17 protein-coding genes and 1 pseudogene are annotated in these 12,844 nt (G+C 66.0%); 5 read left to right on the top strand and 13 right to left on the bottom strand.

All coding sequences use genetic code 11. The features are described from left to right. From ABS45_RS17485 to ABS45_RS17450, 8 genes are all read right to left on the bottom strand, one after another. Nucleotides 1–390, bottom strand: a 390-nt coding sequence (locus ABS45_RS17485) for a S26 family signal peptidase (RefSeq protein WP_291558244.1), incomplete at its 3' end; no start/stop codon positions are given. Continuing rightward, nucleotides 387–932 (bottom strand): DUF2840 domain-containing protein, encoded by a 546-nt coding sequence (locus ABS45_RS17480; RefSeq protein WP_146913459.1) that lies wholly within the window; start codon nucleotides 930–932, stop codon nucleotides 387–389. The genes ABS45_RS17480 and ABS45_RS17485, both read right to left, overlap by 4 nt. Continuing rightward, nucleotides 929–1,213 carry a hypothetical protein gene (locus ABS45_RS17475; protein ID WP_063939375.1) on the bottom strand — a complete coding sequence of 95 codons (285 nt, stop codon included), beginning with the start codon at nucleotides 1,211–1,213 and terminating at the stop codon, nucleotides 929–931. The genes ABS45_RS17480 and ABS45_RS17475 overlap by 4 nt, the downstream gene beginning before the upstream one ends. Continuing rightward, nucleotides 1,210–1,848 carry a ParA family partition ATPase gene (gene parA, locus ABS45_RS17470; protein WP_201395704.1) on the bottom strand — a complete coding sequence of 213 codons (639 nt, stop codon included), beginning with the start codon at nucleotides 1,846–1,848 and terminating at the stop codon, nucleotides 1,210–1,212. Before parA ends, ABS45_RS17475 begins: the two co-directional genes overlap by 4 nt. Nucleotides 1,849–2,116: 268 nt before the next feature. Beyond that, the gene (locus ABS45_RS17465) at nucleotides 2,117–2,965 is read right to left on the bottom strand and encodes a replication initiator protein A (protein WP_201395703.1); all 849 of its coding nucleotides are present in this window, start codon (nucleotides 2,963–2,965) and stop codon (nucleotides 2,117–2,119) included. 26 nt (nucleotides 2,966–2,991) lie between these two features. Beyond that, on the bottom strand, nucleotides 2,992–3,276 hold the full coding sequence (locus ABS45_RS17460) for a helix-turn-helix domain-containing protein (RefSeq protein WP_201395702.1): 285 nt from the start codon (nucleotides 3,274–3,276) through the stop codon (nucleotides 2,992–2,994). Between the two features lie 83 nt (nucleotides 3,277–3,359). Next, nucleotides 3,360–4,109 (bottom strand): DUF2285 domain-containing protein, encoded by a 750-nt coding sequence (locus ABS45_RS17455; protein ID WP_201395701.1) that lies wholly within the window; start codon nucleotides 4,107–4,109, stop codon nucleotides 3,360–3,362. Between the two features lie 340 nt (nucleotides 4,110–4,449). Beyond that, complete coding sequence (locus ABS45_RS17450; protein ID WP_201395700.1) at nucleotides 4,450–4,797, bottom strand: DUF2958 domain-containing protein; 348 nt, start codon at nucleotides 4,795–4,797, stop codon at nucleotides 4,450–4,452. 224 nt (nucleotides 4,798–5,021) lie between these two features. On the opposite strand from ABS45_RS17450, the gene ABS45_RS17445 reads away from it, so the two are divergent. Then, complete coding sequence (locus ABS45_RS17445) at nucleotides 5,022–5,315, top strand: helix-turn-helix transcriptional regulator (protein WP_201395699.1); 294 nt, start codon at nucleotides 5,022–5,024, stop codon at nucleotides 5,313–5,315. 328 nt (nucleotides 5,316–5,643) lie between these two features. On the opposite strand, the gene ABS45_RS17440 is transcribed toward ABS45_RS17445, so the two are convergent. After that, nucleotides 5,644–5,958 carry a DUF736 domain-containing protein gene (locus tag ABS45_RS17440; protein WP_201395698.1) on the bottom strand — a complete coding sequence of 105 codons (315 nt, stop codon included), beginning with the start codon at nucleotides 5,956–5,958 and terminating at the stop codon, nucleotides 5,644–5,646. Between the two features lie 862 nt (nucleotides 5,959–6,820). Between ABS45_RS17440 and ABS45_RS17435 the strand changes: the two genes are divergently transcribed. Beyond that, nucleotides 6,821–7,870: a DMT family transporter gene (locus ABS45_RS17435; protein ID WP_201395697.1), complete on the top strand. Its 1,050-nt coding sequence runs from the start codon at nucleotides 6,821–6,823 to the stop codon at nucleotides 7,868–7,870. 113 nt (nucleotides 7,871–7,983) lie between these two features. Here the strand turns inward: ABS45_RS17435 and merR are convergent, their stop codons facing one another. Beyond that, a complete protein-coding gene (gene merR / locus ABS45_RS17430) occupies nucleotides 7,984–8,379 on the bottom strand; it encodes an Hg(II)-responsive transcriptional regulator (RefSeq protein WP_201395696.1) in 396 nt (131 codons plus the stop codon). A 73-nt stretch (nucleotides 8,380–8,452) separates the two neighbouring features. Between merR and ABS45_RS17425 the strand changes: the two genes are divergently transcribed. From ABS45_RS17425 to ABS45_RS17415, 3 genes are read left to right on the top strand one after another with little or no spacing between them, the layout of a single operon-like run. Then, nucleotides 8,453–8,800, top strand: coding sequence for a mercuric transporter MerT family protein (locus tag ABS45_RS17425; RefSeq protein ID WP_201395695.1), 348 nt, complete (start codon nucleotides 8,453–8,455; stop codon nucleotides 8,798–8,800). A 10-nt stretch (nucleotides 8,801–8,810) separates the two neighbouring features. Continuing rightward, a complete protein-coding gene (merP, locus tag ABS45_RS17420) occupies nucleotides 8,811–9,089 on the top strand; it encodes a mercury resistance system periplasmic binding protein MerP (protein ID WP_201395694.1) in 279 nt (92 codons plus the stop codon). Then, on the top strand, nucleotides 9,086–9,343 hold the full coding sequence (locus ABS45_RS17415) for a GDCCVxC domain-containing (seleno)protein (protein WP_236598212.1): 258 nt from the start codon (nucleotides 9,086–9,088) through the stop codon (nucleotides 9,341–9,343). Before merP ends, ABS45_RS17415 begins: the two co-directional genes overlap by 4 nt. 176 nt (nucleotides 9,344–9,519) lie before the next feature. Here ABS45_RS17415 and ABS45_RS17410 read toward each other — a convergent pair whose 3' ends face one another. From ABS45_RS17410 to ABS45_RS17400, 3 genes and pseudogenes are all read right to left on the bottom strand, one after another. After that, nucleotides 9,520–9,729: a hypothetical protein gene (locus ABS45_RS17410; protein ID WP_201395693.1), complete on the bottom strand. Its 210-nt coding sequence runs from the start codon at nucleotides 9,727–9,729 to the stop codon at nucleotides 9,520–9,522. A gap of 62 nt (nucleotides 9,730–9,791) precedes the next feature. After that, nucleotides 9,792–11,815: pseudogene (locus tag ABS45_RS17405) on the bottom strand (ParB/RepB/Spo0J family partition protein). A gap of 66 nt (nucleotides 11,816–11,881) precedes the next feature. Continuing rightward, nucleotides 11,882–12,709 (bottom strand): DUF932 domain-containing protein, encoded by an 828-nt coding sequence (locus ABS45_RS17400; RefSeq protein WP_201395691.1) that lies wholly within the window; start codon nucleotides 12,707–12,709, stop codon nucleotides 11,882–11,884. Nucleotides 12,710–12,844: the final 135 nt, after the last annotated feature.

The raw sequence follows: 12,844 nt of genomic DNA, 5'->3' as shown, positions 1-12,844 counted from the left end.
GATGCGGACGATGCGACCCGTGACGCATACCTCCTGCGACGCGACGGCACCCACGCGCTTGAGCAGCGGCACGCGCGCCGGCAGGTAGCCGCGCTGCGCGGCCAGCGCGGCGGCGTCTGGCGGCAGCGCGGTCAGGACGATGCTGCCCACGGACAAGGAACGTGGCTGCGAGCCGGTGCCGTGGCCCAGCGGATCGACGCTATACCAGCCGACCGCCACGCTATCGGACGGGTTGTAGATCAGGCGCGGCAGCGGATGCACGAAGGACGCCCAGGCCAGCGCAGCGAGGCCGCAGGTGGATATGCCCGCCAGCACGAGGCGAGCGCGCAGGCGCGAACGAGGACGTGGCGGAATGCCCGCTGCACCGGCAATGGCGGATGGAAGCGTCATGGCAGTGCCCTCCCGATGAGCCAGGCGGCGTGCCGCTCTGCGGTGTATTTGGGCAGTGGCAGGCGCGCAGCGAGCCGATTGGCGAGCGTGCGCCAGTACGCGGGCGAGACAGCGACGAGCGCGATGCCCAGCGCCTCGATGGCGTCGATGCGTTCCAGCACGGCACGGACCTGGTTCTCACCCTCGGCGTGCAGCAGCAGGCGCGCACCCGGCTGCACGCCAGGAATGCGCTGCGCCGCATCGAGCGGCGTGCAAGCCTGCATCATCATGAGCTGCCAGCGCACGGTGCCGTAGTCGTTGGCCTGCCAGCGGACACGGCACAGAACCGCGTTCGGCAGGAATACGGCGCAGCGCCGCCAGCGGTCGAGCCGGATGATGCGCGCCGGCTCGCCGAAGCGCAGATAGAGCTTGAAGCATGGCTCGATGTAGGCCAGCGCCACGCGCGTCAGCGGTGCGCTGGCAGGCTGGCCAGCAAGCGCGGCCGGTGATGGTAGCGGCGCAGCCGTGGCCGCGACAGCGGCAGACGAAGCGAATGCAATCATGGGGTGTTCTCCCTGCGGTGTTCTGGAAACTCCCGCTCCAACAGACCGCGCAGCAGGTCGGCCACGGTCACGCCTTGCGTGAAGGCCGAAACCTTGATGCGCGCCCGCATCGCGGGCGTGATGTCGAGGGTCAGGCGAGCCGTGTACAGGTCGCCCTTGCCCAGTGCATCGGCGTCGCCCTGGCGAATCCACGCTTCGGCGTGCGGATTTGCGGGCGGACGTGCGCCGATGCCGACACGCTTTGCCGTGCGCTTGCTGTTCGGTGGCGGCTTCGCGGTCATGCCGGCCACCGCAGCAGTTCGTCCACCAGCGCGGTGATTTCGCGTGCAGCGGCGCCGTCGGGCGCCGTTTCGCGTGCGAGCCGGCCAGCGGCCACGCTGTCGGCGAACACGATGCGCTGATGCACTTCGGCGCGCAGCGCAGGAAGCGGCTGCTCGGCGAGCGCCTGGCGCGCTTCGCGCCCGATCACGGTGGTACTGACGCGGCGATTGATGACGAAGGCCGCGCGCAGCGCAGGCCGAAACACCTGCGCCTCGCGGATCAGTGCCACCATCTCGGCGCTGGCCCACAGGTCGTAGGGGCTGGGCTGCACCGGGATCAGCACCCGCTCGGCCGCCAGCAGCGCGGAGCGCGCCAAGGCGGCGATCCTCGGCGGCCCGTCGATAACAACGTGATCGGCCCGCCTGGCGAGTTCTGGTGCTTCCTGATGCAGCGTTTCGCGTGCCAGGCCCACGGCGCTGAACAGCCTTGGCAAGCCTTGCTGGCTCCTGCGTTGCGTCCAATCCAGCGATGAACCCTGCGGGTCGGCATCCAGCAGCACGACGTGCTGGCCGCGCATCGCCAGTTCGCCGGCGATGTGGGTGGCGAGCGTGGTCTTGCCCACGCCGCCTTTCTGGTTGAGCAAAGCGACGATCATGGCCTGGCCCTCCGTGTTGGAAAGCCGGGCTGTTGCTGCTGGTTTTCGAGCCCTTCGTTCGCCGGTTTGGTGGTTGTCCACCGAGGCGCGGCGCTTCTACTACCAGTTAGAGTTTTTAAGTTAGGGAAGTTAAGGGAGGCCGAAACCCGCGCCAGCATTGGCTTTGCGGGCGATGGACACGCCTGATAGCACGATAGTCCCACGCCTGATAGCACGATACCTGGCACGCCTGATAGCACGAGCCCGTCCACAGGCTTTACCGCAGTTATCACCGTGCCGTGTACGGCACGGGCCGGAACGTCAGCAGCTCGGCGCCATCCAGCCGCTCGATGCCCAGGACGTAGCCCGGCAGCGACTGCCGCGCCACCAAGGCGCGCAGGTCGCAGGCGAAATCGTAGGGCTTGGCCGTGCTGCCCGATTTGCGGTGCAGGTGCCGGAAGTCGAATTGCCAGCCGCCGGGCTGGCGTCCGCCGTGCTTGCGCACCAGGCGGTACAGCCACCGCTCGATGCCGCCCGTCATCCGGAAATACGCTGGGTCGATGGTCAGCACCAAGGCGGCATCGAGCACGCCCGCGTAGAACCAGTCCGGCAGGATCAGCTCGATGCCCAAGGGCGCACCCTTGGCATCGGCCAGTTCCTTCCATTCGTTGATCCACGAGAAGCGATGTAGGCGCCGCCCGGTCGTCTCGCGGATGGACGTGGCCACGGTCGTGGATTGCAGGCGATCCAAGGCCGCTTTGAGGCGCTGGTAGTCGCGCAGCGACTTGCCGCGCCCGATGAAGCGCAGGATCTCGTAGGGCGTGGCGCGCATCAGCCGCGACGGCTGCAGGCCCGCGTCCTTGGCTTCCATGATCTGGCTGGCGGCCCAGATCAGGATGTCGGCATCCCAAATAGTGGCGATGCCGTGCTCGGCCGTGCCTTCCACGCAGATCGTCACGTTGCCCGCGCGAAAGTCGATGGGCTTGACCCGCTTGGACTTGCCGAGCGAGAAGAACGGATAGGCCATCAAATCCTGGCTGTCGCGCGGCGCCATGTCGCCGGGCAAGGCGCGGAACAGGTCGAGCTGTTCGCGCTCCTGCAATGGCCGCTGCCGCATGGGCAGCGCCGGGCTGGACATGGCGATGGCCTGCCGCGCGCCGCCGATCAGCGCGCACGGCTGTCGGCCGAGTGGTGCTCGGCATACTCGGGGTCCGAAGTCGTCTCGAAACTGCGATCGGCGGCCCAGGCATCGAGGTCGGCCACGGCGTACATGACGCGCCGGCCGAACTTGCGAAAGCGCGGGCCGCCGCCGATCACGCGCTGCTTCTCCAGCGTGCGCGGCGACAGGCGCAAGTAGTCGGCGGCTTCGTCGTTGGTGAGGTAACGCTGCGGCTGCGCAGCGGCAGTGGTCGAGACAGTGGCGGCAGGCCGCAAGGGAGCGGGACGCATGGTGTGAACCTCCATCGGTTGAAAACGCCCGGCCACACAGCGCAACCGGATGGAGGCAGTCTCAGAAAATGCGGCCCTTTTGCTCAGGGCCGTTTTGCGTCGCCTTCAAAACGACCCTTCTCAAGCGGGGACAGTTGTGCTAGGCGGCGGTAGCCGCCGCGCATCAGCGCATCGCCACGCCGTGCCAGGCGGCGCACCTTCGAGCGCAGGCCGCCGTCGCTGTACCAATCGACCACGGCATCGGCGCCGAACAGCCCTTCGGCGACGTCGCGTGAGGACGCGCCCGCCAGGGTCGCGTCCAGCGCCTGCAAGGTGTGCAGTTCCAGCAGCGCAGCGGGGGGCGGCCTGGGCCGGGCCATTGGCGCCGGCGTGTCGGGCGCATGCGTGACGCCGCGACCGCGATAGGCATGGGCCACGGCCATGCCGTCTTCCAGGCCGGGCGCCAGTACGAAGCGCTGCCAATGGCCGGGGCTTCGCGCGATCAGCATCAGCCCCTTGCCGTCGTGCAGCAGTTGCTTGTGGCCGGGGATGCGCCAGAACGCGAAGGTGGTGGCATCCTGCGGCGGATCAGCGTCCGGATAGAGCTGCACCACGGCATCGTGGCCGGGTACCCAGGCCGGATACGCCTCGCGCGCATCCAGGGCCGGGTCTTCCAGCAGGCGCAGGCCCCAGCGCTGCGCAGCATCGGGGCGGCGCGCACGGCGCAGCCAGTCGAGCCGGTAATCGGGATGCCTGCGCAGGTACTCCCAGGCCAGCGCGAGTGCATCCAGGCCCAGGATGTAGAGGTAGGCAGCGGTCGGATACCAGTGCGCGAGATGGTGAGGGTTGCCCATGATCGCCAAGCTCCTGTCGAAGATCAGGAACGTCGTCACGGGCGTTCAACACGGGGCTATCGCAGACGATCAGCTGCCATCACAATCGGGTTGGGCTGTAACATTGGGTGTCAAGACCGATGGGCTCCGGTGTATTGCGAAATTCGTCCGAATACGACGACCGCGCAATTCCAAAACATCGCGCGGCATCAGATACCGTGCCGCAAGCTGCATGAAAGATCGTGACTGTTTCCAGCACAAGTACAGGGCCTGCGCGCAAGAGTGCTGATTGAGACGTGGTGAGTCTGGAGCCAGACTGAAATAGTCTGAATGCGCCCCACTTGGCTGACGCGCGAACGTTTCAATCGACGACGGAACCGTTCTTCTGCGCCAGCCGCAGGTATTCCGACAGAGGCCGCACCGCCTGGAAATACCGATCCCGCATCACCGGCTGCTGGCGGGGCCCAACGATGGCAGCGAGGTCGGAGAGCTTCACCGTTCCCAGCTCGGGCATGCTGATCCCGAGGTCGATCAGGCCGTGGGCCGTATCGCCATCGGCCGGGTCAAGTGCAGCCAGCAACCAGGTGGCATGGGCATCCGGCGTGAACAGCCGCACCACGGGCAGCGGGTCGATGGCTTGGCCAGCGGCCCGGGATTGGCCGTGGGCCAGCAACTGCCTGCGCTCGTCTTCGGTGATGAGTCGGTTCATGGCAATCCCTTCTTGCTGCACAAATCCGCCAAAGCGTGAAAGCGTAGAACCGGATCGACGGGTTTGAGGAAAACCACGGATGCGGTTTTGCGCTTGCGTCGGAAGCCGTGAATACGGATTGCCATAAAAGCACAAGAGCGATAATCGGTCAGTAATGAACACTATAGATTGTAGCTCTATAAGGCGCAATCAACTGTCATCTTGGATTTCGGGGAGATCCAAGGTTGGCAGCGAAACACACATTGTCGGAGGCGTTGAAGACCATCAGGAAGGCGCGTGGACTGAGCCAGGAAGCCTTCTCGGATGTGTCCAGCCGTACCTACATGAGTTCGCTGGAGCGCGACCTGAAAAGTCCCACCTTGAACAAGCTCGCCGAGCTGTGCGAGGTCATGGAGGTTCACCCGCTCACGCTGTTGACGCTGGCCTATGCCGGCGACGACGCGCAGCGGGCCGAGCAGCTTCTGGCACAAGTGCGGCAGGAGCTGGAGGCCATGCTGAAGAAAGACGATGCGCAGTAGCCTGCATTGGCGTTGGCCTGGCCGATCCGGCACAGCCGGTTCGGAGTTTTCAGGGGCGCCAAGCGTCGCGCGGCGGGGATAGCCGCAAGGCTTTCCCCTGGAGGCAAGCAAAGCGCACAGCGCCGCAGGCGCGAAGGCGCAGCCGGCACGGGGCCCAGCCCGAAAGCCCGGCGGTGCAAAGCACCGGCACGCCATGCTGTCCGTGCAACCACGGTCTCAACGCTGTAACAGGCCGACACGGGTCGCGCTCCAGTGACGATGTTGCCTCCATGCCGTGCTGCGAAAGCAGCCCAGCGCCCCGCCGCTCGGGCGGGGCGCTGGGCGGCCGTCAGGCCGCCTGGGGCTTGCTGCGCGACCAGATCAGCGTATGCGTGCCGTCTTCGTCCTCAATCAGCCGGGCATAGACCGTGGCCGGGAACGAAGGATCGTCGAGGGTCACGGACACGTAGGGCCGTTCGGCCTTGCTGACCTTTTTCCACGCCGCGCCGATGTCGAAGCCTGCCGCCTGTACCCGGAAGTCCGGGGCGTGCTCGTTGTCCCCCTTGTCGTTGGGAACCAGCTTGGCCTTGATGTTGAGGGTCAGGGTGCGCAGCGTGCCGGTGAAGCCGTCTTTGTCCGCGGTGAAGGTGCCGATGGTTGCCATGATGAATCTCCTTACGGTTGAACAAGGTTCGCGCCTATCGCGTCCTTGTTGTGATCCGACCGGCGGTGGACGGGCGGGCTGCACCGCTTGCGGTCGCAACGCAGTGGAGAACCGGGGGGCAAAAACAATTTGTCCTGCGAGGAGCCGCACAGCGGCGGGGAAATTGTTTTCGCCGGACGGTTGCAGCCATGAAGCCCGAGGCGCAGCCGCGCCCCCGCCAGGATTCACAAGAACACAAGGACGCCTTGGGCCGAACCACCCCCCATCCGAAAGGAGCCATGGCCACCCCGGCATCCCCGCACGAAGGCTTCAGCGGCACGCCCCCTGACTCGACAAGGCCATTCCCCAACGACCAGCGGGAATGCGCCTCATCCCATGCAGGCGGTCATGCTGAACGCACGGTGTGGAGTCCCCAGCAAGGCCGAGCGACCATCCGTGAACCGTCCTTCGTGACAACACGGGCAATGAGCCCCCAGCGTCGTGGACGGCACGCATTCGCACAACCTGCCGCAGCAAGCCCCGGCGTACCCACCGGGCACTGCCCATGCGACGGGGCGCTGGCCCGGCCGATCCGGCGCTGCCGGTTCGGTGGTATCGAGGGGCGCCAAGCCTGCGCGGCGGGGATAGCCCGCAGGGCTTTCCCCCGGAGGTAAGCGCTGCGCCGCAGGCGCGAAGGTGCGTGAGGGATAGCCGCCGAATGGACGTGACGACAAAGTCGGCACGGGGCGCAGCCCAATAGCCCGGCGGCGCATTGCGCCGATACGCCCTGCTGCATCAACGCTCAAACCAGCCCCGCATCATCGAGGCGTTATGGAATCGGTGTAAGGTGATATTTGCCCCTCGATTCGTAAGTTCACCCTCCATGACAGGCCGCTCCTCCATCCTCGCCGCCCTGGCCGCCGCACTGCTGTTCGGTGCTAGCACGCCCTTCGCCAAGCAGATGGTCGGCGACGTGTCGCCCATCATGCTGGCCGGCCTGCTGTACCTGGGCAGCGGCATCGGCCTGTGGACCGTTCGCCTCATCAGAGATCGCGGCTTTGCCGCGCTCGGCCTGCCCGCGCGGGAATGGCCCTGGCTGCTTGGCGCCATCGCCAGTGGCGGCGTGCTGGGCCCCTTGCTGCTGATGATCGGGCTGGCGCACACCACGGCCGCCGATGCCTCGCTGCTGCTGAATATGGAGGCGGTGCTGACGGCCGTGCTGGCATGGGTCGTCTTCCGGGAAAACGCCGACCGACGCATCGTGCTGGGCATAGCCTTCATCGTGGCGGGTGGCCTGCTGCTGGCCTGGCCGCAACACGATGGCATGGGACAGAGCAGCACGCTGGGCAGCTTGGCCGTGGCCGGCGCCTGCCTGTGCTGGGCCGTGGACAACAACTTGACGCGCAAGGTATCGGCCTCTGATGCGGTTTTCATCGCGGGCACCAAAGGACTGGTGGCGGGCGCCACGAACCTCGCGCTGGCACTGGCGCTCGGCGCAACGCTGCCGGCCTGGCCGCGCGTGGCACAGGCCATGAGCGTCGGACTGGCCGGCTACGGCGTCAGCCTGGTGCTGTTCGTGCTGGCCTTGCGCGGCCTCGGCTCGGCCCGCACGGGGGCGTACTTCTCGACAGCACCCTTCATCGGAGCCGCCATCGCCATCGTGGCCCTGGGTGAGCCGACCTCGGGTGTGTTCTGGCTGGCGGCGGCGCTGATGGGGGTGGGCGTCTGGCTGCACCTGACCGAGCGGCACGAACACGCGCACACGCATGAGCCCCTGGCACATGCCCACCGGCATGTGCATGACGAACACCACCGCCACACACATGACTTCCCCTGGGATGGCGTCGAGCCGCACGCCCACCCGCATCGGCATGAGCCCCTCTCGCACCGCCATCCGCACTTCCCGGACGTGCATCACCAACACAGCCATTAGCGCATGTGAGACCAGGCCCTGACCGAGCCGGCATAGCCGGTTCGGCGGTGCAGCAGGAGCGCCAAGTGCAGCGCCGCAGGCGCGAAGGCGTGGAAATCTAAGCTTCGCGGGTGTCAGTCTGACCCCAAAGCATGAATGATGGGGCAGTTCCCCTTCATCGCACCTGCATCGCACTGGCACAGCAGTGCCGTGAGTGCCTTGCGCATTGCCACCAAATCGGCCAGCTTGGTTTCGATCGTTTGTAGCTTGTGCGAGGCCAGTTCGCGCGTTTCGGCGCAGGCATGGGCCTCGTCGAGTTTGAGCAGGCCGCCGATCTCCTCCAGTGTGAAGCCCAGCGCCTGCGCCCGCTTGATGAAGCGCACGCGCTTGACCGTGGTGGCGTCGTAGCGGCGATACCCCTGGGCCGGCTTGTCCGGCTCCGGCATCAGTCCGCGCCGCTGGTAGTAGCGGATGGTCTCGACGTTGACGCCGGCCTCGTCGGCCAGGCTCCCTATCGTCAGCTCGCTCATTGTTCGCCCCCTTGACTCCGTAGCATGGTACGGAGTTTAGAGTGGCAAGTATCGAAGACGTTTCCACACACCCATGCCCACCTTCAACTTCAAGAACTCGCTCGTCGCCGGGGCGCTGGCCGCCATCGGCGCCTCGGTGTGCTGTGTGGTGCCGCTGGTGCTGCTGATGATGGGCATCGGTGGCGCCTGGATCGCCAGTCTCACCGCACTGGAGCCGCTGCGGCCCTGGTTCATTGCGGCAACGTTTCTGTTCGTGGGTTTGGCGTTCCGGCGTCTGTACTTTCAGCAGCCGGCCTGCGAGCCCGGCGACGCCTGCGCCCGATCGAGCGTCCTCAAGCGCCAGCGGCTGATCTTCTGGATCGTCGCGCTGGTGCTTCTCGCCTTGTTGTCCGTGCCCTGGCTGGCACCCCTGTTTCTTTGAAGGAGCTTTCATGCGCAAATCAGTCGTATCGCTGCTCGTCGCGCTGTCGCCGTTCGCTGCCCTGGCCGCAACGCCGCAGACGACTACGCTCCATGTGCAGAACATGACCTGCGAGCTGTGCCCAATCACGGTGAAGAAGTCCCTGGAGAGGGTGCTTGGCGTCAGCCAGGTCAGGATCGACTTCGCAAAGAAGACAGCGACCGTCACGTTCGACGCAGACCAGGCTCAAGTCTCGGCGCTCGTGCAGGCGACCACCGACGCGGGCTACCCTTCGACGCTGCGCAAATGACAACCGGCACACCCACAATGGAGTCGGTGCTGACCTGCCCGCACTGCGGCCATGCCACGCATGAAACCATGCCGACCGATGCCTGTCAGTTCTTCTACGAGTGCGAACAGTGCAAGACGTTGCTGCGGCCGAAGGCGGGAGACTGCTGCGTGTTCTGCTCCTACGGATCGGTCAAGTGCCCGCCTGTGCAAATGCAGCGGGGGGTGCTCAAGTTGCAGTGCATGAGGGACGCCTGCCACGCGGCGGCCATCTGACTCGTTGTGTAGGCATGCCACTCGGGTATTGCAGCGCCGCCGCCCGAGCATGAGCGAGGGCGGCGGTGTGGTATCCAGGTTGTTCGGATTTGACACCGGGTGCGGCCACCGCCGCACCCGGATTTTTGAATCCACCGGCCCCAGCGGTAAAACGCTGGGGCCGGTGCCGATGACGGTTATTCCTTCGTCTCGATGATCCACCACACGGCGCGCACCAAGGCGCGGCCCGTGATGGGGTGAACGTCGGTGAGGTCGGCGCGGGCCGTCCAGCCCGAGGGCGGGCGGTAGCCGCGTACGTCGCCATCGCCGTGCCAGCGGCGGGCGCGCACCGTGCCGGGGGCGTAGATTGCAGCCATGCGCGGGCGGCTGGTAGTGGTGCGGGTCATGGGCGGTTCTCCCTGAAAGGATGCGCCCCGGTTGAGGCCGGGGCGCTCTCCTTCGGCACGGGTCAAGCTGCCAATGCCTCGGTGGGTTCATCCGCCACGGCTTTGGTATCGTCCGGGGCGTCCTGCTTCGGGCCTTCTTCCTGCGGCTCTTCGGCCTTGAAGATGGCGGGCATCCAGCCCGTACCCTCGGCCAGTCGCGCCGCCTCGCTGGCAATGTCGGCCTTCTTGAGCTTCGCCAGCCGGTTGACGGAATCCGGCGCAAACTCGCCCACGGCATCCAGAATCACGGCCTTCGGAACGTGCTTAAAGTAGCCTTCCGCAGTCGGCTTCCACCATGCAGCCATATCAAGGCCCACTGCCTGCGCCAGTTCCGCGCCGGGCTGGTGCGGCGTGGCGCGTGGCGTCACCACGTCCACCGTCGAAGCCACGCACACGGCCAGCAGCTTCACCAGCTCGCCTTGCTCCATCGCCAGCAGCGCGGCGAACAGTTCGGCGCTGTCCTGCGGCAAGGCGTCGCCCGTGACTTGCTGCAATTCGCGCAGAGCCACGGCGGCGGGCGATTCCGGCCAGTCCGGGGCCATGCCTTCCAGCCGGTCTTGCACCGTGAGGCGCACGCCCAGCGGGAGGTCGTGGCCGTGGTAGCGGCCCTGCAGGACGGTCTGCACCATGCCATACACCAGTGCGGCCAATGCCACCTGCGGATGCTGGGCCACCTCGATTTGCAGCGCGGCGGTGCGGTGGGCGCTCAGGCGCTGAGCCAGCCTGTCGGAAATCGCTGCGACCTTGGGCGCTTCGTCTTCCTCGCCTTCGTCCTCGTTCGCGGTATCCGCGCCGCTGAAACCCTGCCGCAGCTTTTCCAGCGTGCGAAGGGCTTTCGCCTCGACCTCGCGCAGCAGCCCACGATGAATCCGTTGCGGTCGATGGTGATGACGGCACCGGCTGCGGCCTTCACGTTCGAGGCATACCCTTGCAAACCATCCTCCAGCGCCTGCAACTGCTCGCCCAGGGCTTCGCCTTCCTCCTGCAGAGCATCGGCCTTGTCCTCGTCCTCGGCGTCCATCGCGGCATCCACAGCTTCGGCGACTTCCTGCATCTTGGTTTGCAGCTTCTCGATGCGCTGCGCTTCGCGCTTATTCGGCTCGCGGCGTTCCCTCGGAGCACGTTGGAAGGCTTGCAGGTCGGCATACGTGGTAGCGGGCGCAGCGTCCACCCACGCCCATCCCTCGGCGCGAACCGTGGCGGCGATGCCCGTCAGCTTGTCTTGCGCCAGCCGCTCCAACAAACCCGCATCGTTGAGATACACGCCCGCGTCATCTTCCGCGAACAGATCGCGCCGGATGCCACCGCCTGCGGCTTCGTAGGTATCCAGCCCCACAAACCGCACCAGCGGATGCCGATGGGCGTCAATTTCGCGCTCGGTCAGCCGTTCCCGCAATGCAGACGGGCCGCGCTGCCACTGCGGCGCATCGTAGAACGCGCTTTCCTGCGCAGCGTGGTCATCGGTGATGGATAAGGCCATCAACTGATCGAGCGTGACGGCATCGGCGCGATAGTCGGCTATCAATCGCGGCGAGACATTGGCGAGTTTCAGGCGGCGTTGCACCACCAGCGGCGTGACGGAAAAATCCGCTGCAATGTCCTCAATGGGTCTGCCTTCGGCCACCAGCGCGGCGAATGCCTCGAACTGGTCGGCGGGGTGCATAGCTTCGCGCTGCACGTTCTCGGTGAGGCTGGCCGTGCGGGCCGTGCCGTCGGCCACCAGCAGGCAAGGCACTTCCCATTCCTTGCTGATGCGGTGCTTTTTCGCCAGCAGCTTCAACGCGGCCAGCCTGCGGCCACCGGCCACCACCTCGTAATGCTCGCCATCGGCGGATGCAATCACGATCAGGTTTTGCAACAGGCCCACACGCTGGATGGATGCAGCCAACTCGGGAATGGACATGCGCGGGGTCTTGCGCACGTTGCGGCCCGTGGGGCGCAGCACCAGCCGCGACAGCGGCACCAGAATCAGGTTCTTCGTGGGGTCGGCAGCTTCCAGCGCAGGGGCTTGGATGGCGCGGGCTTCGGTTTGGGTGACGGCGTTCATGGTGAATCTCCAATCGAGTGAAACAAGGGAATGGAGGGGAAACCGCCCCTCCGACGGGGGGAACGGTCAGGCTTTGAGGGCGCGCATACCATCGGCCAGCAGCCACAGGGCGCGGTTCAGGCGCACATCGGAATCAATGCCCTGCACGGGGCGGGTGCGCTGGCGGCGTCCGTTGGCGCTGCGGCCATGCAATCCGCCCTTGGTCAAGTTCTCCTGTGCGCGGTTGAACACGCTCCACAGGTCGGGGCGGCGGTCGTCAAACCGGCGCGGCATCAGGATTTGTGACTCGGTGACGGGCGCGGGCTTGTTCGGGTCGTCGTACTTGAGGGCCAATGCGGCACGGGCGAATACTTCGGCCTCGCCATCGTCGAGCGTGACGGCCCGCATTGCTTCGCGGTTTTCCTTCACGCGCTCGAAGCCGCTCAACACTTGATAAGCGCCTTCGACGACGTGCCCGGCCACATCGCCTTTGTGGGGTACGCGCACGTCCGCCACGGTGTCGCCGCAGACAAGGCCATTGCTGCAAACGAAGCGGAACATCCCGGCCAGCATCTGATAGCTGCTGGTGCCGTCATGGGAGTTCAGCAGCACGATTTCATTGGCTTCCGCGCCGTTGATCTGGCTGGCGTGGCGCAGCCGGATCATGTGTTTGGTGTGCTCGCGGCGGCCTTCATCGCGCACGCGGGTCTGCGTCACCATGAAGGGTTGAAACCCCTCCTTGCGAAGCTCGGTCAGCACCGTGGCGGTGGGGATGTAGGCGTACCTCTGCGAACGGCTTTCGTGCGGGGCATCCGCGAAGATGGACGGGGCTACGTGATGAATCTGGTCATCGGACAGCGGGTAATCACTGCGTAGCGAAGGGGAGCGGGAAGCGAAACGGGATGCGAGTTGCATGGTCTTTCTCCTGACAAAAAGAGGTTTGCTGTTCACACCGCACACCGGATTCCTAGATTCGGAGCCCAGCCTTTCGGCTGTTCGGTGCGGTCGGCACGAGGAACCCGGTTGGCCCTGTTGCCACCGTCTTTCCTG

Source organism: Comamonas sp. SCN 65-56, assembly GCF_001724135.1.
Lineage (GTDB): Bacteria > Pseudomonadota > Gammaproteobacteria > Burkholderiales > Burkholderiaceae_C > Comamonas_C.
This window is presented reverse-complemented; position numbering and strand designations above follow the sequence as displayed.